This window comes from Parashewanella sp. 2210YD4-3 (assembly GCF_056591735.1).
This window is the reverse complement of sequence record NZ_JBWQOG010000009.1, coordinates 62,224-88,032: the sequence shown is the minus strand read 5'-3', so window position 1 is coordinate 88,032 and position 25,809 is coordinate 62,224. Positions and strand designations below refer to the sequence as shown.

The 25,809-nt window shown below is 42.7% G+C and carries 25 protein-coding genes; 18 read left to right on the top strand and 7 right to left on the bottom strand.

Features of this window, described 5'->3' with window-relative positions:
• Entirely contained in the window at positions 1-2,415 is a 2,415-nt protein-coding gene (locus tag AC1EU0_RS13945; RefSeq protein ID WP_480303075.1) for an ankyrin repeat domain-containing protein, read from the top strand.
• Positions 2,416-2,421: 6 nt separating this feature from the next.
• Here AC1EU0_RS13945 and gyrB read toward each other — a convergent pair whose 3' ends face one another.
• From gyrB to dnaA, 4 genes are all read right to left on the bottom strand, one after another.
• Entirely contained in the window at positions 2,422-4,836 is a 2,415-nt protein-coding gene (gene gyrB, locus AC1EU0_RS13940; protein ID WP_480303074.1) for a DNA topoisomerase (ATP-hydrolyzing) subunit B, read from the bottom strand.
• 30 nt (positions 4,837-4,866) lie between these two features.
• Positions 4,867-5,961 carry a DNA replication/repair protein RecF gene (gene recF, locus AC1EU0_RS13935; protein WP_480303073.1) on the bottom strand — a complete coding sequence of 365 codons (1,095 nt, stop codon included), beginning with the start codon at positions 5,959-5,961 and terminating at the stop codon, positions 4,867-4,869.
• 24 nt (positions 5,962-5,985) lie between these two features.
• Positions 5,986-7,086: a DNA polymerase III subunit beta gene (gene dnaN, locus AC1EU0_RS13930; protein WP_480303072.1), complete on the bottom strand. Its 1,101-nt coding sequence runs from the start codon at positions 7,084-7,086 to the stop codon at positions 5,986-5,988.
• Positions 7,087-7,250: 164 nt separating this feature from the next.
• Entirely contained in the window at positions 7,251-8,624 is a 1,374-nt protein-coding gene (gene dnaA, locus AC1EU0_RS13925; RefSeq protein WP_480303071.1) for a chromosomal replication initiator protein DnaA, read from the bottom strand.
• A 463-nt stretch (positions 8,625-9,087) separates the two neighbouring features.
• On the opposite strand from dnaA, the gene rpmH reads away from it, so the two are divergent.
• The 5 genes from rpmH (at position 9,088) to mnmE (ending at position 12,954) form a co-directional block, all read left to right on the top strand.
• Positions 9,088-9,225: a 50S ribosomal protein L34 gene (gene rpmH, locus AC1EU0_RS13920; RefSeq protein ID WP_006083827.1), complete on the top strand. Its 138-nt coding sequence runs from the start codon at positions 9,088-9,090 to the stop codon at positions 9,223-9,225.
• A gap of 6 nt (positions 9,226-9,231) precedes the next feature.
• A complete protein-coding gene (gene rnpA / locus AC1EU0_RS13915) occupies positions 9,232-9,594 on the top strand; it encodes a ribonuclease P protein component (protein WP_480303070.1) in 363 nt (120 codons plus the stop codon).
• Complete coding sequence (yidD, locus tag AC1EU0_RS13910; protein WP_480303069.1) at positions 9,561-9,815, top strand: membrane protein insertion efficiency factor YidD; 255 nt, start codon at positions 9,561-9,563, stop codon at positions 9,813-9,815. Before rnpA ends, yidD begins: the two co-directional genes overlap by 34 nt.
• Positions 9,816-9,818: 3 nt before the next feature.
• Entirely contained in the window at positions 9,819-11,453 is a 1,635-nt protein-coding gene (yidC, locus tag AC1EU0_RS13905) for a membrane protein insertase YidC (RefSeq protein ID WP_480303068.1), read from the top strand.
• A gap of 133 nt (positions 11,454-11,586) precedes the next feature.
• Positions 11,587-12,954, top strand: coding sequence for a tRNA uridine-5-carboxymethylaminomethyl(34) synthesis GTPase MnmE (gene mnmE, locus AC1EU0_RS13900; RefSeq protein ID WP_480303067.1), 1,368 nt, complete (start codon positions 11,587-11,589; stop codon positions 12,952-12,954).
• Between the two features lie 47 nt (positions 12,955-13,001).
• Here mnmE and AC1EU0_RS13895 read toward each other — a convergent pair whose 3' ends face one another.
• From AC1EU0_RS13895 to AC1EU0_RS13885, 3 genes are all read right to left on the bottom strand, one after another.
• On the bottom strand, positions 13,002-13,691 hold the full coding sequence (locus AC1EU0_RS13895) for an ankyrin repeat domain-containing protein (protein ID WP_480303066.1): 690 nt from the start codon (positions 13,689-13,691) through the stop codon (positions 13,002-13,004).
• Positions 13,692-13,799: 108 nt separating this feature from the next.
• Positions 13,800-14,606 (bottom strand): hypothetical protein, encoded by an 807-nt coding sequence (locus tag AC1EU0_RS13890; protein ID WP_480303065.1) that lies wholly within the window; start codon positions 14,604-14,606, stop codon positions 13,800-13,802.
• A gap of 106 nt (positions 14,607-14,712) precedes the next feature.
• The gene (locus AC1EU0_RS13885) at positions 14,713-15,117 is read right to left on the bottom strand and encodes a PliI family lysozyme inhibitor of I-type lysozyme (protein WP_480303064.1); all 405 of its coding nucleotides are present in this window, start codon (positions 15,115-15,117) and stop codon (positions 14,713-14,715) included.
• 115 nt (positions 15,118-15,232) lie between these two features.
• Between AC1EU0_RS13885 and mioC the strand changes: the two genes are divergently transcribed.
• The 12 genes from mioC (at position 15,233) to atpG (ending at position 25,807) form a co-directional block, all read left to right on the top strand.
• Positions 15,233-15,670 carry an FMN-binding protein MioC gene (gene mioC / locus AC1EU0_RS13880; RefSeq protein WP_480303063.1) on the top strand — a complete coding sequence of 146 codons (438 nt, stop codon included), beginning with the start codon at positions 15,233-15,235 and terminating at the stop codon, positions 15,668-15,670.
• A 488-nt stretch (positions 15,671-16,158) separates the two neighbouring features.
• Positions 16,159-18,048, top strand: coding sequence for a tRNA uridine-5-carboxymethylaminomethyl(34) synthesis enzyme MnmG (mnmG, locus tag AC1EU0_RS13875; RefSeq protein ID WP_480303062.1), 1,890 nt, complete (start codon positions 16,159-16,161; stop codon positions 18,046-18,048).
• A gap of 116 nt (positions 18,049-18,164) precedes the next feature.
• Positions 18,165-18,794: a 16S rRNA (guanine(527)-N(7))-methyltransferase RsmG gene (gene rsmG, locus AC1EU0_RS13870; protein WP_480303061.1), complete on the top strand. Its 630-nt coding sequence runs from the start codon at positions 18,165-18,167 to the stop codon at positions 18,792-18,794.
• 9 nt (positions 18,795-18,803) lie between these two features.
• Positions 18,804-19,580, top strand: coding sequence for a ParA family protein (locus AC1EU0_RS13865; RefSeq protein ID WP_480303060.1), 777 nt, complete (start codon positions 18,804-18,806; stop codon positions 19,578-19,580).
• A 9-nt stretch (positions 19,581-19,589) separates the two neighbouring features.
• Positions 19,590-20,501 (top strand): ParB/RepB/Spo0J family partition protein, encoded by a 912-nt coding sequence (locus tag AC1EU0_RS13860; protein ID WP_480303059.1) that lies wholly within the window; start codon positions 19,590-19,592, stop codon positions 20,499-20,501.
• A 268-nt stretch (positions 20,502-20,769) separates the two neighbouring features.
• Positions 20,770-21,153: an ATP synthase subunit I gene (locus AC1EU0_RS13855; RefSeq protein WP_480303058.1), complete on the top strand. Its 384-nt coding sequence runs from the start codon at positions 20,770-20,772 to the stop codon at positions 21,151-21,153.
• A 12-nt stretch (positions 21,154-21,165) separates the two neighbouring features.
• Positions 21,166-21,960, top strand: coding sequence for a F0F1 ATP synthase subunit A (gene atpB / locus AC1EU0_RS13850; RefSeq protein ID WP_480303057.1), 795 nt, complete (start codon positions 21,166-21,168; stop codon positions 21,958-21,960).
• 66 nt (positions 21,961-22,026) lie between these two features.
• On the top strand, positions 22,027-22,278 hold the full coding sequence (gene atpE / locus AC1EU0_RS13845; RefSeq protein ID WP_121837924.1) for a F0F1 ATP synthase subunit C: 252 nt from the start codon (positions 22,027-22,029) through the stop codon (positions 22,276-22,278).
• Positions 22,279-22,315: 37 nt separating this feature from the next.
• Entirely contained in the window at positions 22,316-22,786 is a 471-nt protein-coding gene (gene atpF, locus AC1EU0_RS13840; protein ID WP_480303056.1) for a F0F1 ATP synthase subunit B, read from the top strand.
• 15 nt (positions 22,787-22,801) lie between these two features.
• The gene (atpH, locus tag AC1EU0_RS13835; protein ID WP_480303055.1) at positions 22,802-23,335 is read left to right on the top strand and encodes a F0F1 ATP synthase subunit delta; all 534 of its coding nucleotides are present in this window, start codon (positions 22,802-22,804) and stop codon (positions 23,333-23,335) included.
• A 14-nt stretch (positions 23,336-23,349) separates the two neighbouring features.
• The gene (gene atpA / locus AC1EU0_RS13830) at positions 23,350-24,891 is read left to right on the top strand and encodes a F0F1 ATP synthase subunit alpha (protein WP_480303054.1); all 1,542 of its coding nucleotides are present in this window, start codon (positions 23,350-23,352) and stop codon (positions 24,889-24,891) included.
• Positions 24,892-24,940: 49 nt separating this feature from the next.
• Positions 24,941-25,807 (top strand): F0F1 ATP synthase subunit gamma, encoded by an 867-nt coding sequence (atpG, locus tag AC1EU0_RS13825; protein WP_480303053.1) that lies wholly within the window; start codon positions 24,941-24,943, stop codon positions 25,805-25,807.
• Positions 25,808-25,809 lie beyond the last annotated feature (2 nt).

The window sequence follows — 25,809 nt, the reverse complement described above, 5'->3', positions numbered from 1 at the left end:
ATGGCATACCAAATCAATCAAACGACATCTGCTAATGGTAACCCCGTAGAATTGGGGAATATGGCTTCAAAAATAGTAAAGTTCATACCGGGTCAACTCCCTGAAGCGCTTGCTCATCAATTTATAGCGTTAAGTTCACAAATTTCTGTAGAGCCCATTATTGATAGTATCTGTAAGCTTGACCCTTCAATATTAAATAGCCATAAATGGCAGTGTGCCGTGTACGTTATGTTAGAAGAGCTTATGCAACATCTCTCTATTCATAAGGAAAGAGTGACTCCCAGCACCCACCCACTTTCTGCGCCTCAGGTTAATTTTATAGCTTCTCTTACCTATCAACCTCAACTTGCGGTGTTAGTGTTACTGGCGGTGAAAGAAGGCTTAGATTTAGACAGTTTGATGATATCTGTGGCTAGTTTATCCCCACAATCACACTCAATAACAGAAGCCGAACTGCTATTGCATATAGTCGCAACTGAGCCGAAATTAAAGCTTGGTTCAACTCAAGCAATTCAAAAAGCTTTGTCTATCACGTCGACTTTAAACGATATTGATTGGATATTATCGGTAAAAACCAGTTTACAAGAGTACATCAACCAAAAGAGTACTCCCTATGTAGTAGACAACTCAGCACAACTTTATCAGTGGGTGGAAACTCCTTGGAGCCGTAATCAACAACTGTGGCATTTACTATCACAAACAACGATTACGACTGTAATGGATGAGCTCAATACTATGATCAGTCAGCCACAAGCATCATCGCACCATATCGCAAGTTTAAAACAAGCAACGCGAACACTGTTATCCATAAAAGGCGGACAGGATGATATGGCAATGGACTTATGGCTAGAAAACAAGGAAAAACTGCCAGTAACAGCGATTGAATCCGCAGTGATCACTCCATACTCTCTTCATACCGGCAATGTATTGAAGTGGATAAAATGTTGCCAACAATGGAATCAACCTATTGTTATTCATGCCTTTATAAACCAACATCCTAAAACTGTCATTCAAACAACAATTGAAGACATCAATATTTGGCTAGAGAAAGAACCTAAATATTCAAAAGTAACGCTTCAGCGCACCTTGTTGTATGTCTGCTGCCAATGTGGACTTAGAGAGCATTTACAACACCTAATGGAACAAATACCAGATTGGGAAACATTAGAAGGTAATGATGCTCAAAGCTTGTTACATCACGCATGCATCAATGAGCAACATACCCTAATTCCTCTACTGGTTGCAGAAGGGCTTTATATTGATAAGGTAGATGGTAAAGGTTTAACTCCACTGCATTACGCCGTTAAATTAGGTAAGCTAGATTGCGTAAAGCAACTTACAAAAGCAGGTGCTTCTTGTAAACAACAGACTGAGAACAACCATCAAACGGTTTTTCATCTCGCGACAGCGGCAAAACAATACCATGTGTTGGAGTGGTTATTATCTCAAACTAACCTTGCAACAGCGCTTAATTTATACGATGTAAATGGCTTTTCTGCCGCACATTTAGCCGTAAAATTAGGGGATGAAAAAGCCTTAACCTTATTATGTTTAACACCTAACGCGCCATTACAGCTTCATATTCAAGCCCAATCTAACCAAGGCTTGAACTTGTTGCACTTTGCCATTATTTATCGTAAACAAGCGCTCATTAACATTCTTTGGGACAAAGGCTTAAGAAGTATAGAGTCAGGACAAAAGAATTTATTGATGTTAGCAACACAAGCTAAACTACCCAAGCTCATTCACCGCTTGATGAAACACAACCCTGACTTTATGAAAGCTGCCATACTTAAAAACGGGATCACCCCCCTTCATATAGCAGCTAAAAATGATGACTATGAAACGTTAATGGCATTACTCAATTATGATATAGCCATAAGTCAAATAAACCAAGCCGCCAACACTTTCTTGGAACTAACAATCAATCAGCAACCCCTTTATCTCGATGGGCAAGTGACTCCACTTCACCTTGCTATCGTCAACCACAGCCACAACGCATTGAAGCTATTACTTTCATTTAGAATTTTAGGTAGCTATAAACCTGCGCTTGATTGCAATTTATCTTTAAAAGACAAACATAAATGCAAGCCTATCCATATTGCCACGCTCACCATGAATCAACTAGCAGTAAAGAAACTGCTTGAGAATGGTGCCAGTATTGCGCCTATGCTTGAGCTTCGTGTTGATGAAACAACGGTTGAGTTGTATACCCCTTGGGGGATTGCAGAAAAATATTGGCCTGCAAGCAAATGTGCGCCTATAAGAAGATTATTTGAAGCCCAATTACAGAATGCAGAAGGCCACCAAGACTTACCTCACAGTAAGTTATCCTTGTCTATTCCAGAAACAAAAAAGGGATCTGAACAGACCCCTTTTGCTCCACGTCGACGCATTCCCCGTCGACTGACTTAATACTATTTACACATCTAAGTTTGCTACATTAAGTGCATTAGACTCAATAAAGTCACGACGTGGTTCTACTTGGTCGCCCATTAGTGTGGTAAATAGCTGATCAGCACCCACCGCATCTTCAATGGTTACTTGCAGCATACGACGAGTCTCTGGGTCCATAGTGGTTTCCCAAAGCTGCTCAGGGTTCATCTCACCCAACCCTTTGTATCGTTGAATGTATAAGCCACGTTTGGCTTCACCTACTAGCCAAGTAAGTGCTTCAACAAAGTTAGCAACGTCTTTGCGTTTTTCACCACGCTGTACAAAACCACCCTCTTCGATCAAGCCTTCCATATCTGCCGCCAAGCTGGCAATGGTTTGATAATCATTCGATTGGAAAAACTCAAAGCTAAACAGGTAACTGGTATCAATACCATGCTTGCGAATGGTCAAGTTTGGTAAATATACCTGACGCTCAGAATCAAAGATCACATTACCCGAGAACAATACGCCACCTGACTCATTGTTGGTAAGATCTTCAATTAAGCTGTTCAACCATTGAGTCATTTTACCTTCATCGCTCAGAAGCGGCTGAACATTGCTTTGATACAACAAACGCTCCGTAATAAAGCTAGGGAAGCGTTGCTCTAAACGATCAATGATTTTCTCTACTTGGCGATACTGAATCACCATACGCTCCAATGGCTGACCCGAAATACCCGGTGCCCCCTGAGTTGGGTGAATACTGGTGCCATCTAATGCCAAAGTCGTTAGGTATTGAGTTAATGCCGCTTCATCTTTGATGTATTGCTCTTGCTTACCTTTTTTCACTTTATACAAAGGAGGCTGAGCGATGTACACATAACCGCGCTCAATCAACTCAGGCATTTGACGGAAGAAGAACGTAAGCAGCAGTGTACGAATGTGAGAGCCATCGACATCAGCATCGGTCATGATGATGATGTTGTGGTAACGGGTTTTATCTGGGTTGTATTCGTCGCGTCCGATACCACAACCCAATGCCGTAATTAGGGTTGCCACTTCTTGCGAAGACAACATCTTATCAAAACGGGCTTTTTCTACGTTCAGGATTTTACCTTTTAGTGGCAGAATCGCCTGATTTTTACGGTTACGACCTTGTTTAGCACTACCACCAGCAGAGTCACCCTCCACTATGTAGATTTCTGAAAGACCAGGATCTTTCTCTTGGCAATCTGCCAGTTTACCCGGCAAGCCACCTAAGTCTAATGCACCTTTACGACGCGTCATTTCACGGGCTTTACGCGCCGCTTCACGAGCACGAGCAGCATCGATGATCTTACCGACAATCAATTTAGCTTCAACGGGATTTTCTAATAAGAACTCGTTGAGCTTTTCATTCATGGTTTGCTCAACCGCTGACTTTACTTCACTTGATACCAATTTATCTTTGGTTTGCGAGCTGAACTTTGGATCAGGCACTTTCACTGAAATAACCGCGGTTAAGCCTTCACGAGCATCATCACCACTGGCACTGGTCTTGTTTTTCTTATTGTAGCCTTCACGCTCCATGTAACTGTTCAGGTTACGCGTCAAAGCACCACGGAAACCGGCTAAGTGAGTACCGCCATCACGTTGTGGAATGTTGTTGGTAAAGCAGAAGATGTTTTCTTGATAACCATCGTTCCACTGCATAGCGACTTCAACGCCAATGCCGTCTTTACCTTCTGCCACAAAGTGGAAAATGTCTTTATTGACTGGTGTTTTATTACGGTTTAAGTATTCAACAAACGCACCGATACCCCCTTCGTATTTGAAGAATTCATCTTTGTTGTCACGCTCATCAACCAAACGGATCGCCACCCCAGAGTTAAGGAACGACAACTCACGCACACGCTTAGCCAGAATATCAAAATGGAACAATAAATCGGTAAAGGTTTCACCGCTCGGCCAGAAACGAATTTCAGTTCCGGTCTTATCGGTTTCACCAATAATTTCAATGGGTTTTTCAGGCTCACCCATGTGGTAGAACTGCTCGTAAACACTACCATCACGACGAATGGTTAATTGCAGCTTTTCAGATAGGGCGTTTACCACCGAAACACCTACACCGTGCAGACCGCCTGATACTTTATAAGAGTTATCATCAAACTTACCACCGGCGTGCAATACCGTCATGATCACCTGTGCCGCCGAGACACCCTCTTCAGGGTGAATCGCAACCGGTATACCACGACCGTCATCTTTTACTCCAACACTACCGTCGGCATGAATGGTGATGGTGATTTCACTACAGTGTCCAGCTAAGGCTTCGTCGATGGAGTTATCGACCACTTCGAATACCATGTGGTGTAGACCTGTACCATCATCAGTGTCACCGATGTACATCCCAGGTCGTTTACGTACTGCATCAAGGCCTTTTAATACCTTAATGCTCGAAGAATCGTAACTATTCTCTGACATATTATTCTCTCAATAATAACCTTAACCAATTCACAATGAAGTGGCGTCCTTAACCGTAACATTTCCCTGTTCCATGTGAAACATTTGTACTGGAGGGCTATGTAACGAATCCGTGATCGCAGTTGGTTCGATGGCGGTAATAAACACTTGCGCCTCAGTTTCTAATAACTGCGATAGTAATAACTGTCGGTGTTTGCTATCTAACTCCGACGGCAAATCGTCAACCAAATACACACTGCTTTTGTCGATTTGCTGTTTTAATAATTTGCCTTGTGCGATACGAAGCGCACACACAAGTAATTTTAGTTGACCTCGAGATAACGCATCTTGTACCGGTAGATTCCCTACCCGTAATCGTAAGTCAGCTTTATGAGCACCACTGCTGGTGTGACCGGCGGCTAAATCCCGCTGATATTGACTGTAAAGCACAGTAGCATAAGGGATTTTCTTATCCCAACCTTGAGTAAAACTGACCTTAACTTCGACCTGAGGTAAAAACTTATCAATTATACCTGTTAACACCGCATTTAACGAGTCAACATAGTGATTTCTGATCTCTGTGACAGCTTCTGTATAACGAACCAACTCTGCATCCCAAACCTTTAGCGTTTCTTGACTGGCTTGTTGCTTAAGTAATTGATTACGTTGTTTGAGAATGCGCCTGACGTTACCCCAAACCCCGTGAAATTGAAGATCGGAATGAAACGCTCCCCAATCAATAAACTGACGTCTGGCTTTTGGACCTTCAAACAATAAAGAAAAGCTTTCTGGGGTGATTACCTGAATAGGCAGCGTTTCAGCAAGCTCAGATAACCGTTTTAGTTTTTCCCCTTGTAAGCGAACGTCAATATCACCACTGCGATAACGCCTTAGGCCTAGCTTCATCTTGCCTTCCGGCTGATTCAACTCAGCAAATAAGGTCAGTTCATTGGCGTCATATTGAATAACGCGCTGGCTAAGATGACTGCGAAACGAACGCCCCATTCCTAGAAAATAAATGGCTTCCAACACACTGGTTTTGCCGCTGCCATTCTCACCACAAATTAAATTAAGCCCAGCGTCAAATTGCAACCGAGCAGATTGAATATTGCGAAATTGATGAATGTGTAATTGAGTTAAACTCATACAACCAAAATGCGAAATGCCCCTCTACAGGCGCATTGGCATAACCACGTACATAGAATCTTCTTCCTCGTGGTTTTCGATAAGGGCACTAGAGTTGTTATCAATTAAGGTGATACGTACATCTTCAGCGCGAATATGGTTAAGTACATCCAATAAATAGCTGACATTGAAACCAATTTCTAATGGATCATTGTTATAATCGATATCTACAATTTCTTCCGCTTCTTCTTGCTCTGGGTTATTGGCGGTGATTTTCATCAATCCAGATTCAAGTGACACCCTTACACCACGGAATTTTTCATTGGATAAAATCGATGCGCGCAGTAAGGCTTGCTTTAGCGAATTTCGGCTGGCAATCACCACTTTGGTGCCGCCTTTTGGTAATACACGTTGATAATCAGGGAAACGCCCATCAACCAGTTTACTGGTAAATACCGCGGTTTCTGTAGTAATACGAATGGCATTATCACCAATGGCAATGGTGACATCTTTGTCTTCATCATCCAACAAGCGAAGCATTTCCATCACCCCTTTACGAGGCACAATCACCTGCTTTTCAGGTAATGACGCTTCTACGGTTTTGTGGCTCAGTGCTAAACGGTGACCATCAGTAGCAACGGCACGAAGGACACTGCCATCGGTTTCCATTAACAAACCGTTGAGGTAATAACGAACATCTTGGTTTGCCATTGAAAACTGTGTCGAATCAATAACCGTTTTTAACGTACCTTGCTTAAGGCTAAACTCAATATCGGCATCAAAGCTTTCGACGTTTGGGTATTCATCAGCCGGTAAGGTCGCTAATGAGAAACGGCTTCGTCCACAGCGAAGTAAGGCTTTACCTTCTTGTAGTTCAAAGTAAAGCTCGGTTTGCTCAGGCAAAGACTTAACGATATCTAATAGCTTTTTGGCAGGAACGGTAATGCGTGACTCTTCCGCGTCTGTATTAAGGGCAGACTCACCGACTAGCTCAACTTCTAAGTCTGTACCAGTGACTCTAAGTAAGTTACCACTCACTTCCATCAAAACATTAGACAGAATAGGCATATTACTTCTTTTTTCTACTGCACCACTGACTAATTGCAACGGTTTTAATAGCGCATCCCTATCAATAGAAAATTTCATATGTCTAGCTCCCTGATGGTTACCTTATTAGCGTTTGGATTTTGCGTGTCGTGATCGACAAAGTAATTCTATTATTATTCAATTAATTCATAAACACTAGCTTCGACAGAAATAACAACGTTATCACTTCGCTTAGTGTTTATTTTAACGACAATATTGTGTAGCTAAGACGATAATGTACGGATCAAATTGGCGTAATCTTCTTTAATATCGTGGCTTTCTTCTCTCAGTTGAGCAATCTTACGGCATGCATGTAATACTGTAGTGTGGTCACGGCCACCGAAGGCATCGCCAATTTCCGGTAAACTCTGGTTAGTCAGCTCTTTCGCTAAGGCCATCGCAACTTGTCGTGGTCTTGCCACACTACGGGAGCGACGCTTAGACAACATATCGGCCATCTTAATTTTGTAGTATTCTGCAACCGTCTTTTGAATGTTATCAACCGTCACTAATTTTTCTTGTAGCGCCAGTAAATCTCGTAAAGCTTCACGCACAAAATCAATAGTAATTGGACGACCGGTAAAGTTGGCATTGGCGATAACTCGGTTTAATGCCCCTTCAAGTTCACGAACATTGGAACGTAAACGCTTGGCAATAAAGAATGCCACTTCATCTGGCAACACAATGCCGCTTTCTTCGGCTTTACGCATCAAAATAGCGACGCGAGTTTCAAGCTCTGGTGGCTCAATCGCTACGGTTAATCCCCAGCCAAAACGAGATTTTAAGCGATCTTCCACACCGTCGATCTCTTTCGGGTAGCGATCTGAGGTTAGGATAATCTGATGATTACCTTCAAGCAACGCATTAAAGGTATGGAAGAATTCTTCTTGAGAGCGATCTTTATTAGCAAAAAATTGAATATCATCAATAAATAGCGCATCAACACTACGGTAATAACGCTTAAAATCTTCGATGGCGTTATTTTGCAGGGCTTTTACCATATCTTGCACAAATCGCTCTGAGTGCATGTACACCACTTTGGCATCTGGCTTATTTTTGATAATACCATTGCCCACGGCATGTAATAAGTGAGTTTTACCTAAACCAGTACCACCATACAAAAACAGCGGGTTATACGCACCACCAGGGTTTTCAGCCACTTGCAATGCTGCTGCTTTACCTAACTGGTTTGATTTACCTTCTACGAAATTATCAAACTGATACGTAGGGTTGATATTGCTACGATGGTTCGGGTTCGCCGCTTGTGTCGCCGCTGAATTTGCTTTTCTAGGTTTCGCCGCTTTAGGCTCAAAGGCAGGTGCTACACTGACTGCTGAAGGCGTTTTTACCACCGGCTTACTGCCAATATCAAAGCGTAACTTCGGAGCATCGGCTCCCATCTGCTCAATAAAGAATTGGTTAATCATGCTGAGGTATTTATCCCTAACCCAATCCAGCACAAAGCGGTTTGGTGCGTACAACACCAAGGTTTCCCCATCCATTTCAGCTTGTAACGGTCGGATCCACATACTGAACTGCTGAGCTGGAAGCTCATCTTGCAGTCGCCCGATACACTGTTGCCAAAGTGAAACTGCCACTTATTTCATCCCCAAATGATCACCCGAAAGGTTAAATATTCTATAGTTTGTCTTCGAAGATCGCCATCTTTAAATGCATTTATCCCCAGATAGATCAAAAAGGTGAAAACGAGCGAGATCTTTTTCGATCACAAAAGATCTGCTATTCGCCTATATGTGCCAACCGCGCCCTATAAATTGTGATCAGTCACGATCAAATGACTTGCTCTTTTAAAGTGTTATTTTTGCGATCAGATCACTAGATGTAGTGCTAACACACAGACTTATCCACAACTCTTAGTGATCTTCTCTAATCCCCTGAAAGAGACAGTGAACATTATTTTTACACTTATTTTGCTTCCATATTGACGAGCAAACATAAAGTGATTACAATTCGCCCTCTTTTTGACCCTAGGTTCTGTTCTATTTATATAGAAAAGAGCTAAAAGTCAGGTTAACTATAGAATAAAGACGGATTGCCAAAATGAGTAAACGTACTTTCCAACCAAGCAACCTTAAGCGTAAGCGTTCTCACGGCTTCCGCGCCCGTATGGCTACTGTAGGTGGTCGTAAGGTTTTAGCACGTCGTCGTGCTAAAGGTCGCGCTCGTTTATCTGCTTAATGTTTAATGGCAGATAAACAACAAACCTTTCCGCGGGAGTTACGTCTGTTAACTCCCGCTCAATTTTCCACTGTTTTTTCTAATCCTATCAAGGCTTCTTCTGCTGAAATTACACTGTTAGCGGTCAGTAATGATCACAATCATCCTCGTATGGGCTTAACAGTTCCTAAAAAGCAGGTGAAACTTGCCGTAGCTCGAAATCGAGTTAAGCGTATCATTCGTGACAGTTTTCGTTGTCATCAACATGATTTGCCAGCCATTGACATTGTGGTGTTGGTTCGTCATGGTGTAACTAAAATGGATAACGCTGCTCTACATAAATTGGTGGAAAAATTATGGCGAAAGCTATGTCGCCGTTACAATGGTTAGGCATAACACTCGTTCGTACCTACCAAATTGTGATCAGTCCACTACTTGGACCGCGATGCCGCTTTGTCCCAACCTGCTCCCAATATGCTATTGACGCAATAAAAATCCACGGATTTTTTAAAGGGAGTTGGTTTGCAATCAAACGCATATTAAAATGTCACCCTTTACATCCCGGCGGGAGTGATCCCGTCCCCGAAAAAAACGACAGGTGTAACAAATAGGCTATGGAATCTCAACGCAATATATTGCTAATTGGTCTGCTGCTTGTGAGCTTCGTACTGTGGCAACAGTGGCAAGTGGATAAAAATCCACAACCCACACAAACCGCACAGCAAACCCAAACCACTGGCAATGCTATTAATCATGCTGGTACTTCTGACGTACCTGAAGCGGAGCATTCCGTACCGACTTCAGTTACGGCTTCAACACAATTGATTGAAGTAACCACCGATCAACTTAATGTCAAAATTAACCCTGTTGGTGGTGACATTGTTTATGCCGCTTTGGTGTCTCATAAACTTGAGCAAGGTAAAGACGAACCATTTGTTATTTTGCATCAAAACCGAACCTTTACTTACATTGCCCAAAGCGGTCTGATTGGTAAAGGTGGTATTGATAGTGTTAATGGTCGCGCAACATTTAGCAGCGTCAAGCCAAACTATCAGCTCGAAAATGGTGAAGATACCCTTAAAGTACCACTGACTTATGTAGCAGAAAACGGCGTAAAATATGTAAAAACCTTTACCTTTACCCGTGGCAAATTTAACGTTGGTGTGAGCTATGACATCAACAACACTTCAAGCCAAGCGCTACAAGTTCAGATGTACGGTCAGCTAAAAGAAAGCATTAAAGATCATGAAACTAGCATGATGATGCCGACTTATCGTGGCCCTGCATTCTCAACCCAAGATACACGCTACGAAAAATATAAGTTTGATGAGCTTGTTAAAAGCCCACTTAAAGAACACACCTTAGGTGGCTGGGTTGCAATGTTGCAACACTACTTTGTTTCAGCTTGGGTTCCGCCAGCGGGTGACAAAAACAACATTTATACCAGCACCAGTGCCGGTGGCCTAGCCAATATTGGTTTCCGTGGTGCGGTATACGACGTTCAGCCAGGTGCTTCTCAAAGCATTCAATCTGAGTTTTATGTTGGTCCAAAAGATCAAGAAGCCCTATCAGCACTTTCACCAACCTTAAACCTTGTAGTGGATTACGGTTTCCTTTGGTGGCTTGCTCTACCTATCCACTGGTTATTGATGTTTTTCCAATCTATCGTGGGTAACTGGGGTGTTGCGATTATTTTGATCACCTTAGTGGTTCGTGGTGGTTTATACCCGCTTACCAAAAAGCAATATACTTCAATGGCGAAAATGCGTGATTTGCAACCTAAGATGCAATCACTCAAAGAACGCTTTGGTGATGACCGTCAAAAGATGGGTCAAGCGATGATGGAGCTGTACAAGAAAGAAAAAGTGAACCCTATGGGTGGCTGTTTACCTATCTTGCTGCAAATGCCAATATTCATCGCACTTTACTGGGTGTTGATTGAAAGTTACGAATTGCGCCATGCACCATTCATGCTGTGGATCACCGACTTATCCGTTAAAGATCCATACTATGTTCTGCCTGTATTAATGGGTGCCACCATGTGGCTAATGCAAAAAATGCAACCTGTGTCACCACAGATGGACCCAATGCAACAAAAAATGATCCAGTACATGCCACTGATCTTTATGGTGTTCTTCCTTTGGATGCCATCAGGTATCGTACTTTACTGGGTAGTGGGTAACCTTGTGGCTATCACTCAGCAAAAAATCATTTACGCTAAGCTGGCTAAAAAAGCTGAAAATAAGTAATAACGACAGCTAAGTGATAAAATAAAGGCGGCGATTAAGCCGCCTTTTTTATTAATATTATTTTCATTTAAGTGGTATTACTAAAAAGATGTAACCCATTTTCAATCCATATAGAAAATCACAGGAAAGTACCGTGACCACAGATACCATTGTTGCCCAAGCTACCGCTCCCGGTCGTGGAGGAGTTGGCATAATTCGAGTTTCAGGCCCGTTAGCTGAGCAAGTAGCCCAATCGGTGCTCGGTCATATCCCAAAAGTGCGTTACGCCGAATACTGTGACTTTAAACATCAAGACAATAGCGTTATTGACCAAGGTATTGCGTTATTCTTCAAAGGGCCTAACTCCTTTACTGGAGAAGATGTGCTTGAACTTCAAGGTCACGGCGGTCAAGTGGTATTGGATATGTTGATCAAACGCGTGCTGGAAACTCAAGGGGTGCGAACCGCCAAACCGGGGGAATTCAGTGAACAAGCCTTTATGAACGACAAGCTGGATTTAGCCCAAGCTGAAGCCATTGCCGATTTAATTGATGCTTCCAGTGAACAAGCCGCCAAAAGTGCCCTGCACTCTCTGCAAGGTGAGTTTTCTAATCACATTCATCAATTGGTGGATGACGTCACAAACCTGCGTTTATATGTTGAAGCCGCGATTGATTTTCCTGATGAAGAAGTGGACTTTTTAAGTGATGGGAAAATTGCCAATAAACTCAATCAAATCATTGATAGTTTGAGCAGCGTAAAAACCAGTGCTCAGCAAGGTGCCATTATGCGTGAAGGCATGAAAGTCGTCATTGCTGGTCGCCCAAATGCAGGGAAATCATCATTATTGAATGCCCTCGCAGGCAAAGAATCTGCAATTGTGACCGATATTGCAGGTACCACTCGCGATGTGCTGCGCGAGCACGTTCATTTAGATGGTATGCCACTGCACATTATTGATACGGCAGGTCTGCGTGATACTCAAGATGCGGTTGAAAAAATCGGGATTGAACGGGCATGGGAAGAAATAGACCGTGCCGATCGTGTGCTATTCATGGTTGATGGTACCACCACAGACTCAGTCGATCCCCACGATATTTGGCCAGATTTTATCGATCGCTTACCTAAAAATCTTGGCATCACCGTCATTCGCAATAAAGCCGATATTACTGAAGAAATTCTTGGCGCTCACGATAACGAATCCAAAGATCACCCAGTATTTGGTATTTCAGCTAAAACAGGCGAAGGCGTTGATAGCCTTAAAGAGCACTTAAAAACCTTAATGGGTTATCAGAGTAATCTTGAAGGTGGTTTTATCGCCCGCCGTCGTCACTTAGAAGCCTTAGATCTCGCCACACAACACTTACTTCAAGGTAAAGAACAACTGGATGTCTATATGGCGGGTGAACTCTTGGCTGAAGAATTAAGAATGACTCAAATGGCACTGTCTGAAATTACCGGAGAATTCACCTCTGATGATTTGCTTGGGAAAATATTCAGCTCGTTCTGTATTGGCAAATAAAGCCTCAAATCAGGAAATAATTATCACACAGGGAACGTGGATAATAATTAAACTCTAACTTTAAAATAGAGCTTTTTTGGAACATCTCTGAAATTTAATCTTAAATAGCCAGTTGATAATTCCAATGGATTATTAGCATTTTTATAGAGGCTGTATAGTGGAACCTGATGAGGACCTTCCCAGTAAACAGCCTCATTAGCAATAATGAGATTTAATAATTTTTCTTTAGATTCCGGTTGGTATTGGTAACCGATCTCAACCATTTCTTCGCAATTCATGCCTTGCTCGTCAACTAACTCAACCACAGCTCCAGCTTTTATTAATAACTCTGCGATATCCGTATGTTTTTTAATAATAGCTACCATTAATGGTGTACGACGGCTTACTTCACCGTCACAACAAGTCTGTTCATTTAAATCCGGTTTTCCTGATAGCAATGCATCAACTACCTCTTTATTTCCGGTTCTACAAGCGATAAAAAACAGTGAAACTTGATGATATTTAATGCGCTCTCCAGATGAAGATTCTATGTCGTAATTGATTCTTTTCTTACACAGTTGTTCGGCACCATAACTGCTTATACACCGTAATGCTTCATCTCCTGTCTCGTCCGTAAAGATAGCTTCTAAGTCATCATCTGCCAGATTAATATTTACAGATGCAGAGGAAGCGACTTCATCAGATTCTTCACTTAATAAAGAGTAAGATGTTCCAACATAAACTTGCGCAATAGCCATCGTAATACCTAGCAACCTGATATTAGTACCCCGAATTTATGATGCTATGAAATTTAAACTGTATATAGCCTGTATCAAGTTTCGAATTTCTTGGCTGAAGTTTAGCCATCAGTTTTTTACTCTATTACTCAACGCGGCTTTTAGCGCTTTTTCAGTATCTGTGAGACCACATTTAAATTTATAACCAAGGATCTCAGCATCAGGCTTTAGTTTGCTCCCTATTTTTATCACTCTCCAACATTCGTGCCCTTCTTTAACAATTCTATTTGGATCAAGCGCAGAGTGAATAAGCCTTTTGTCTTCAAATTTTTCTGCTTTGGGAACCCATGCCGATTCCATTGAGGGTGTCATCTCACTTAACGTACCTAACTGTGTTTGTGTATCAGCATAGTGGCCAGCGGCCAACGATAGTTCTGCTACCTGCTTTGTTTGTAAATAAGATCTTGTCGCCGATTTTATACTTTCTATTGATGGTATTGACGGCTTTACACTGAAAGACATGTCACCCGTAGTCTTGTTCACCACTTTTTGATTATCTTTGAAGTCTATAGGGGGTAGCGAAACAGATTTAGATAAAACCACCTTTTCTTTTACGGCTAACGCTTCAGGTTGAACCAATGGCTCAGAGGCGAGTTCTTTTTGAGTGAAGTACAAATATGAATGAACGTTTCGAGTATTTTTAGCTTCAGAAAGAGCCTCTTTTTGAGGTTGAGTAACGACGATATTCACATTGAGAAAAAAAACAAAAAAGCTATTTAATGCCAGAGCTAGAGCAATATACTTAACATTTATTAAAGGTTGTGATTCGCGAGTCATTATAGGTTCTTCTAAAGCAGAACCGTTTATCGCCTTAATATTTATGTAATCCGCAGTGTATTCACCTCCACAGATACTTCCCTGTTTCTTATCATCCATTTTACTTCAACATCCAATTTACGCATGCACTCATTTATCATTATTCAATAGACCCCAATTGGGAAAATAAGTTCTAAAAACAGATGGTTGCTCTATACCTTATTAACTATGTAGATTTGATAAAATTAAGGTTATTACCATAAATTCGATAGCGATCTTTTTGCAGATAACCACCACTGCCAGCACTTTGTATGGTTACTTGGATCACTGCTTGTGAGTTGGATTGTTCAATGATATCGACCGCTATAACCACCCCATCTCGTGGTTGGATCAAGCCCGTTATAAAGTTATCGAATGGAAAATTAGGATCGGAAATACCATACAAACGCATGCTATAGCTACCGATGCTGGCAGCTTCATATTGAGGAACATCGACCACAATATGTTTACCTGAGGTTAAATTTAGCACCTTATGAAAAGATGAGTTGATAGCTAATGGCTTATCTTTCATTGGATTAGCCTGACAGCCTATCAAGGCCCAAACCATCAATGTTATAGCTAAATACTTCATACTCGACTCATAAATAATGAAGGATATTTCATTCACTGTATCTCATATCTAATATCGAATTACACAAGTTTTCAATGCTAAGATGCAGTTAGATAACACTCGTAGGTAAAATTAAATGGCAAAAATAGAAGTAATTGTTGGCACAACGATGGGCGGTGCTGAGTATGTTTCAGATGAACTAATAGCATTATTAGAACAGCATGATGTCACTCAACATCTAGAACCTAACCTAGATGATATCCCTCATCATGGTATCTGGCTGGTGGTATCTTCAACTCACGGTGCTGGTGAATTACCCGACAATATCCAACCTTTCGCACAACAATTAATGGATCAATTACCAGATCTAAGCCAAGTAAAATTTGCGATCTGTGCCATTGGCGACTCAAGTTACGATACTTTTTGCCAAGGGCCTGAAATTTTGATCCAAGGTTTTCAACAGCTCGGTGCCACCACCATTGTGGATAAGATCCAGATCGATGTGTTAGACGAAAATCTTCCAGAAGATACCGCTATCAGTTGGTTAGAAAGCTGGAAAGATCAAATAGCTTAACTTTTCTGTATTTCACTTCAAGTTTCCCACACCTTAGATCGTCTTTATTCACGGGTTATCCAGACTATGGATAACTCTGTGGGTAAACTTGGATCTACCTCTGATCAAGCAGGAATAAGATCGACCGTTAATTTCAATTGGATCAGGCCTGTGGATAACCATGCGATCTATCCCCAGCTTATATTCGAATAGATCGCAAATTGATCACATGATCCAAGTGCGCATTACTTATTGAAAAATAACACCTTTAATCACTTTTGCACAGGATAGGGTCTGCTTAATAATAAGTAATAATAAAAGATCTTTATATAGATCTTTATATATTATATAGCGGATCCTTTGATCAAATTCTATTTCACTTCATCGTTCACTCATTGTGGGTAACGTGATAAAATACAGCCCATACAGACATCCAGATCGAATTGAAAACTCATTATCTTGATGTCAACGATCGTTATCGCGTATTAACGCAAATTTAAAGGTGTGAAATGCAGTTTCATGAAGCGTTTGATGTCATCGTAGTCGGTGGTGGCCATGCTGGAACAGAAGCCGCTTTAGCGGCAGCAAGAATGGGATCGCAAACCCTATTATTGACACATAATATTGATACTTTGGGTCAAATGTCATGTAACCCAGCCATTGGCGGTATAGGTAAAGGGCATTTAGTTAAAGAGATCGATGCGCTAGGTGGGGCAATGGCCATTGCTACTGACTATGCCGGTATACAGTTTCGTACTTTAAATTCAAGTAAAGGCCCAGCGGTTAGAGCGACTCGTGCTCAAGCCGATCGCAGCTTGTATCGAGCCAAGATCCAACAAATTTTACAGAGCCAACCTAATTTACGTTTATTTCAACAATCGGCTGATGACTTGGTGATTGAAAACGATCGCGTTGTCGGTGTAGTGACACAAATGGGGTTGGCGTTTAAAGCTAAAACCGTAGTGTTAACGGCAGGCACATTTTTAAGTGGCAAGATCCACATTGGGCTTGAAAACTACAGTGGCGGCCGTGCGGGCGATCCACCATCAATCAGCCTTGCAAAACGCTTGCAAGAACTGCCAATGCGTATGGGGCGTTTAAAAACCGGTACGCCGCCACGTCTTGATGCTAATAGCTTAGACTTCTCGAAAATGGCCGAACAAAAGGGCGACGATCCTTTGCCAGTGATGTCGTTTTTAGGCAATGTAGATCAACACCCGCAGCAGATCAGCTGTCACATCACGCATACCAATGAGCAAACCCACGACATTATTCGTGGTGGATTAGACAGAAGCCCGATGTATTCAGGAGTGATCGATGGTGTTGGGCCTCGTTATTGCCCATCAATTGAAGATAAGATCATGCGCTTTGCTGATAAAGATTCTCATCAGATCTTTATAGAACCTGAAGGCTTAAATACTAATGAGATCTATCCAAATGGGATCTCAACCAGTTTACCCTTTGATGTTCAGCTAAACTTAGTGCGATCTATCAAGGGGATGGAGAATGCTCAGATCATTCGTCCGGGTTATGCCATCGAGTACGATTATTTTGATCCACGAGATCTAAAAAATTCGCTTGAAACTAAATATATTGATGGTTTGTTCTTTGCAGGACAAATCAACGGTACGACAGGATATGAAGAAGCGGGCGCTCAAGGATTGCTTGCTGGTATGAACGCCGCCTTGCAAGTTCAAGGTAAAGAATCTTGGTGTCCACGTCGTGATGAAGCTTATCTGGGCGTGCTTGTTGATGACTTATCAACCTTAGGTACTAAAGAGCCTTACCGCATGTTTACCAGCCGCGCCGAATATCGTTTATTGCTACGTGAAGATAATGCCGATATGCGTCTCACCGAAAAAGGTCGTGAACTTGGTTTGGTGGATGATGCTCGTTGGCAAGCGTTTAGTGACAAAAAAGAAGCGATTGAGCTGGAACTTCAACGCTTACGCAGTCATTGGGTACACCCCAATTCAGAGCTTATTGATCATCTAAACCCACACTTGAATTCGCCGATTTCTCGCGAAGCCACCTTTGAAGAACTCTTGCGTCGTCCAGAAATGGATTACGACAAACTAACAGGGATTGAAGGATTTGGTCCAGCACTAGAAGATCCGTTAGCGGCGGAACAAGTACAAATTCAAGTGAAGTATTCCGGTTATATTCAACGTCAGCAGCAAGAGATTGAAAAACAGCAGCGTAATGAAAATACCGGTCTGCCAAACGATCTGGATTATCAAGAAGTGCCAGGCTTATCCAATGAAGTGATAGGCAAACTTAATGATGCCAAGCCAGAAACCATTGGCCAAGCGTCACGTATATCTGGGATCACCCCCGCGGCAATTTCAATATTATTAGTACATCTGAAAAAGCGTGGCCTTTTACGGAAATGTAGCTAATTTTTTGTAAAAATATCGAAAAAACGCACTAAGGGAAGACGAATGTCTTCCCTTGTTGTTTGTAGAGCTTCATAATGTCTGATTACTTTTTTTAACTGGATTTGGTGAGTCTAAACATGACATCAGAGTTAAAGCAGCAATTGGCGTTAGATATTCAAGCGGCAAAATTAACCGTTACCGAGCAACAACAGCAGCAACTTCTAGGTTTAATTGCTATGCTTGATAAGTGGAACAAAGCTTATAACTTAACTTCGGTGCGTGATCCCAAACAAATGCTCACAAGGCATATTGTCGATTCGATCGTCGTCTCACCTTACTTAACCGGACAACGTTTCATTGATGTTGGTACTGGTCCAGGATTACCTGGGTTACCGTTAGCTATTTTAAATCCAGACAAAGAATTTGTATTACTTGATAGCCTTGGCAAGCGTATTCGCTTTCAAAAGCAAGTTCAGTTTGAATTAGGGATCCACAATGTCACGTCAGTGGAAAGCCGAGTCGAAACTTATCAAGATGAAAAAGGATTTGATGGGGTTTTGAGTCGAGCCTTTGCATCGGTCAAAGATATGTTAAATTGGTGTCATCATTTACCGAATGAACAAGGTATTTTTTATGCCCTAAAAGGGCAATTAACCGATGATGAAATGGCGCATATCCCTGATGGTTACCGTGTCATTGACACCATAGAATTACAAGTACCTCGTTTAGATGAACAACGACATTTATTGAAGTTACAGACAAAATAGGACAGGAATGTGGCAAAAATTATTGCTGTAGCGAACCAAAAAGGTGGCGTAGGAAAGACAACGACTTGTGTGAATTTAGCGGCATCATTGGCGGCCACTAAACGCAAAGTACTGTTAATCGATCTTGATCCTCAGGGCAATGCCACCATGGGTAGTGGTATCGATAAGTACGATGTGAAACGCACGGCTTATGATTTGTTGGTGGATGAAACGCCATTTAAAGAAGTCGTGGTTAATTCAAGTGGCAAATACGATCTGATAGCCGCAAATGGTGATGTTACGGCGGCCGAAATTAAGTTAATGGAGTTTTTTGCTCGAGAGGTGCGGTTAAAAACTGCATTAGCACCAGTTAAAGATGACTATGATTTTATTTTTATCGACTGTCCACCGTCATTGAACATGTTAACGGTTAATGCCATGTCTGCAGCCGATAGCGTATTAGTGCCAATGCAATGTGAATATTATGCTCTTGAGGGATTAACGGCATTGATGGACACCATTAGTAAGTTAGCGGCGATGGTAAATCCAGGGTTGGGCATTGAAGGGATTTTGCGCACCATGTACGATCCCCGTAATCGATTAGCTAATGATGTGTCTGATCAGTTGAAACAACACTTTGGTGATAAAGTATATCGGACTGTGATCCCAAGAAACGTGCGTTTAGCTGAAGCACCAAGTTTTGGTGCGCCAGCTATGTATTACGACAAATCCAGTGCTGGTGCTAAAGCTTACTTAGCATTGGCTGGTGAGATCATTCGCCGTAGTGAGCAAAAAGCGACGGCTTAAGGAAACAAAATGACAGTGAAAAAACGTGGATTAGGTAAAGGACTGGATGCCTTACTGAGTACCAGTCGAGTTTCTCAACAAAAATTGGAACAAGAGCAAGTCGAGGCTGAGCAGCAGATTGAAGCTCAGGCACAGGCTGTACCTGGTCACAACGAATTGATGCGCCTTGATGTTGATTTACTCACACCGGGCAAATACCAACCACGTAAAGACATGTCACCCGATGCCCTTGATGAATTGGCTGAATCCATTCGCGTTCAAGGGGTTATTCAACCTATCGTAGTGCGTAAGGTAGACAGTGGTAAGTACGAAATCATCGCTGGTGAGCGTCGCTGGCGTGCCTCAATGCAAGCGGAACTTGAAAAAGTGCCTTGTATTGTAAAACAAGTCCCCGATGAATCTGCGGTTGCTATTGCTCTGATTGAAAACATTCAGCGTGAAGATCTCAATGCGATGGAAGAAGCCATTGCCCTTGACCGTTTACTGAATGAATTTGAATTGACTCATCAACAAGTCGCTGATGCCGTCGGTAAATCTCGTACCACAGTCACCAATTTATTGCGTCTTAATGGCCTTAATGAACCCGTTAAGCGTTTATTAGAGCACGGTGACTTGGATATGGGGCATGCCCGTGCCTTGCTGGCCGCTGAAGGCGATTTACAGACCACATTAGCACGTCAAGTGGTGGCGAAAGAGATGACCGTTCGTGATACTGAACGCTTGGTCAATAAAGCCTTAAACCCACAAAAAGAGCAAACTGCGAAACAAAAAGACAGCGATGTGGAACGCCTAGAAGCACAATTAGTCGAAAAGCTTGGAGCCAAAGTCGCCATCAGTCATAACAGCAAAGGTAAAGGTAAAATCGTCATTAATTATCAAGATTTATCTGAGCTGGATGGGATATTAAGTAAAATTCACTAATTTTCTATAACTAGTCGTTTATGTCCCACCGTACGCGGCTAGTTATTCACTTGTTTACACTTGCCGTATCACCTTCCGTAAAAATGTTAATGTGATCTGACAGCCTATTTACCACTGTTCTGATTGCAAACCCGTTATTTTCGTGTTTACAAAGTTGCATTGAAACCCCACTCCGGTATACTTTCGCCAGCTTTTTTGTCTGAATAGCCTTGAATAAAAAATTCATTGGCAATATCGATAAAAAAAGTATGGAAATGGAGAGGGTAATTTGACTGCGATTTTAGCTCGTCGTGGCCGTAGTGCCGCCTATAAACTGGTTTTGGCTCAAGCTGTGGTGTCTGTCGTCAGTTTTATCATCTTCTCTATCGTATGGGAATTACAATACGGGATCGCCGCTTTTGCGGGGGGCCTTGTTGCCGTAGTTCCTAATTTTGTGTTCGCAACCCTTGCTTTCTCTCGTTCAGGAGCAAGCCAAGCAGATAAAGTCTTAAAAAGCTTTTACTGGGGGGAAGCGGTAAAGTTGCTGCTGACAATAGCATTCTTCTCGTTGATATTTAGCGTATTCAAATTCGGTTTTATGCCGGTGTTTGTGGGTTATCTATTGGCGCTGATGGTGCATTGGACGGCACCTTTATACTTCAAGCAAAGTTAAGTGGGATGAATCATGGCTGCATCTGGTGAAGCGCTAACACCGCAGGGCTATATCCAACATCACCTTACCAATTTAACCGTTGGTGATGGGATTTGGGCGTGGCACGCTGATTCATTGTTCTTCTCGGTAGGTTTGGGTGTTCTATTCTTGTGGTTGTTTCGCTCTGTTGCCAAAAAAGCGACAACAGGCGTCCCTGGGAAGCTTCAGTGCTTTGTAGAGATGATTGTTGAATTTGTAGACAACAGTGTTAAAGAAACTTTCCACGGCAAAAATGCTCTGATTGCACCTCTTGCGTTAACCATTTTCGTATGGATATTCTTGATGAATTTCATGGATATGGTCCCTGTTGACTGGCTACCTGAGTTAGCTATGGCAATGGGTATTCCATATTTGAAAGTGGTGCCATCAACTGACCTTAACATTACCTTCAGTTTAGCTTTAGGTGTGTTTTTGCTGATAATTTATTACAGCATCAAGGTTAAGGGTGTATCAGGTTTTGCAAAAGAATTAACACTACAGCCTTTTAACCATTGGGCAATGATACCAGTCAACCTCCTGCTAGAATCCGTAACACTTATCGCTAAACCAATTTCATTGGCTTTGCGTTTGTTCGGTAACTTGTACGCGGGTGAGTTGATCTTCATCCTTATTGCGCTAATGTACGGTACTAACTTGGCTCTTTCCGCTCTAGGTGTGACATTACACTTAGGTTGGTTAATCTTCCATATTCTAGTTATTACCTTGCAGGCATTTATCTTCATGATGTTGACCATTGTTTATTTAAGCATGGCACATGAAGATCATTAAGGATTGCTGAAGAAAATTTTTTAACTAAATCAAACAACTAAATTAGATTTAGAATCGGAGATAAAGATGGAAACGATTTTAGGTATGACAGCAATCGCTGTTGCTCTACTGATTGGTATGGGTGCATTAGGTACTGCAATCGGTTTCGGCCTATTAGGTGGTAAGTTCTTGGAAGGCGCTGCACGTCAACCAGAAATGGCTCCTATGCTTCAAGTTAAAATGTTCATCGTAGCGGGTCTACTTGACGCCGTAACTATGATCGGTGTGGGTATTGCATTATTTATGCTATTCACCAACCCATTGGGTGGCATGCTGTAACACACGCTTCTGTCTTAACTCTAATTAGGAGGCTGTTGTGAATATCGGCATCACTCTACTATGGCAGACGTTAGCATTTGCAATCTTTGTGTGGTTCTGCATGAAGAATGTATGGCCACCTCTTCTAGCTGCAATCGAAGAGCGCCAGAAGAAGATCGCTGACGGTCTAGCTGATGCGGATCGCGCCGCAAAAGATTTAGAGTTGGCTCAAGCGAAAGCCACTGACCAACTAAAAGAAGCCAAAGCTAGTGCAAACGAAATCATTGAGTCCGCTAACAAGCGTAAAGCTCAAATCGTAGATGAAGCTAAAGCTGAGGCTGATGCTGAGCGTGCGAAAATAATCGCTCAGGGTCACGCAGAAATTGAAGCCGAACGTAATCGTGTTAAAGAAGAATTGCGTAAGCAAGTTGCTTCTCTAGCTATTCAAGGTGCTGAAAAAATCCTTGAACGTTCAATTGATCAAAACGCGCACAGTGACATTGTTGAAAAACTGGTTGCTGAAATTTGATAAGGGAGTGGAGTTATGGCTGAGTTAACCACCATTGCTCGCCCTTACGCAAAGGCAGCGTTTGACTATGCTGTTGAGCAAAGTGCAGTTGATACTTGGGCAGAAATGCTTGAGTTTGCTGCACAAGTCGCTAGCCATGAAGATATTGCTCCAACACTGAAAGGCGCTTTAGCCCCACAGAAGTTGGCGGAATTCTTTAACGGTATTTGTGGTGACCAGCTTAACGAACATGGTCAAAACCTGATCAAAGTAATGGCTGAAAACGGACGCTTAGAAGTTCTACCTGCTGTTGCTGAACTTTTTGTCGAGTTTCGTAATGCTTGGGCGAAGGAAGTAGAAGCTGACGTAGTTTCTGCAACCGAATTAAGCCAAGAGAAACTTGAGCAAATCAGCAAGCAACTAGAACAGCGTCTAGCACGCAAAGTAAAGCTGAATTGCAGCATTGATGCTAGCTTAGTCGCTGGTGTCATCATCAAAGCAGGCGACCTTGTCATTGACGGTTCAGTACGCGGAAAATTATCGCGTATGACCGATGACTTGCTGTCGTAATTGGGAGTTTGAGCATGCAACTGAATTCCACTGAAATCAGCGATCTGATTAAACAGCGGATCGAGCAGTTCGAAGTCGTCAGTGAAGCACGCAACGAAGGTACTATCGTTGCAGTAAGTGACGGTATCATCCGCATTAACGGCCTAGCGGACGTTATGCAAGGTGAGATGATCGAATTGCCAGGCAACCGTTATGCAATCGCGTTGAACTTAGAACGTGATTCTGTAGGTGCCGTAGTGATGGGCTCTTATGCCGGATTGGCAGAGGGCGTAAAAGTTAAAACGACTGGTCGTATTCTAGAAGTACCAGTAGGCCGTGGTCTACTAGGTCGTGTGGTAAACACACTAGGTGAACCAATCGACGGTAAAGGTCCACTGGATAACGATGGCTTCTCTCCTGTAGAAGTAATCGCACCAGGTGTTATTGAACGTAAGTCAGTATCACAACCTATCCAAACCGGTTATAAAGCCGTTGACTCTATGATCCCAATCGGTCGTGGTCAGCGTGAGCTTGTTATTGGTGACCGTCAGACCGGTAAAACCGCGATGGCAATTGATGCCATCATCAACCAGAAAGACTCAGGCATTGCTTGTGTATACGTAGCGGTAGGCCAAAAAGCTTCTACCATTGCTAACGTAGTACGTAAGCTGGAAGAGCACGGTGCACTACAAAACACTATCGTAGTAGTAGCAACGGCTTCTGAAGCGGCAGCGCTTCAATTCCTAGCGCCATACTCTGGTTGTTCTATGGGTGAATACTTCCGTGACCGCGGTGAAGATGCGCTGATCGTATACGATGATTTGTCTAAGCAAGCTGTTGCTTACCGTCAGATCTCGCTACTACTTAAGCGTCCACCAGGCCGTGAAGCATACCCAGGTGACGTATTCTATCTTCACTCGCGTCTACTAGAGCGTGCTGCTCGTGTAAACGAAGAGTATGTAGAGAAGTTCACCAAGGGTGAAGTGAAAGGTAAGACTGGTTCTTTGACTGCTCTTCCAATCATTGAAACCCAAGCGGGTGACGTTTCTGCGTTCGTACCAACCAACGTAATTTCGATTACCGATGGTCAGATCTTCCTAGAAACCGACCTATTTAACTCTGGCCTACGTCCAGCAGTTAACCCAGGTATTTCGGTATCTCGTGTAGGTGGTGCTGCGCAAACCAAGATCATTAAGAAACTGTCTGGTGGTATTCGTACCGCACTAGCACAGTATCGAGAGCTTGCAGCGTTCTCTCAGTTTGCATCTGACCTTGATGATGCAACACGTGCTCAACTTGAGCATGGTGAGCGTGTTACCGAACTAATGAAGCAAAAGCAGTACGCACCAATGAGCGTAGCCGATCAAGCTGTATCTATTTTCGCAGCTGAAAAAGGTTACCTAAAAGGTGTTGAGCTGAACAAAGTCGGTAACTTCGAAGCCGCTCTGCTCTCATACATGAACAGCGAACACGCTGATCTACTTAAGACCATCAACGAGACTGGCGACTATAACGCCGACATCGAAGCAAGTCTTAAAGCAGGTCTAGACAAGTTCGTTGAAACCCAAACCTGGTAATGTACAGGAGGTGTCTTAAGGCACCTCAGGTCCAGATTGGAGAGTAGAGATGGCCGGCGCTAAAGAGATTAAAACTAAGATCGGGAGTGTTCAAAACACTCAGAAGATCACCTCCGCGATGGAGATGGTTGCTGCCAGTAAGATGCGCCGTGCGCAAGATCGAATGGAAGCTAGCCGTCCGTATGCGGATATTATGCGTAAGGTGATCGGTCACGTCGCGCAAGGCTCTCTTGAGTACAAACACCCTTATTTAGAGGTGAGAGATGCCAAGCGGGTTGGTTACATCGTAGTGTCAACCGACCGTGGTCTTTGTGGTGGTCTGAACGTTAACTTGTTTAAGAAAGTTGCGGCAGACGTGAAAACTTGGACAGACAAGGGCGCTGAAGTGGACTTTTGTCCTATCGGTTCTCGCAGTGTGCAATTTTTCAAAAAGTTTGGTGGTAACCTGGTATCACACGCATCAGGTCTTGGCGACGCTCCGGCGTTAGAAGATTTGATCGGTACCGTACGGGTAATGCTACAAGCTTACAACGAAGGCAAATTGGATCGTTTGTACGTGGTATTCAACAAGTTTGTAAATACCATGACACAAACCCCAGTGATCGAACAGCTGCTACCTTTGCCAAAACCGGAAAAAGATGATGAGTACATCGGTCATCATTGGGACTACATCTACGAGCCAGATCCGAAAGCATTATTGGATCAACTATTGGTTCGTTACGTTGAGTCTCAAGTGTACCAAGGTGTTGTTGAAAACGTTGCGTCTGAGCAAGCAGCCCGTATGGTTGCGATGAAGGCAGCAACAGACAACGCTGGTGAACTGATCAACGATTTGCAACTGGTATACAACAAAGCCCGTCAGGCAGCGATTACGCAAGAACTGTCGGAAATTGTATCAGGCGCAGCCGCCGTTTAGGC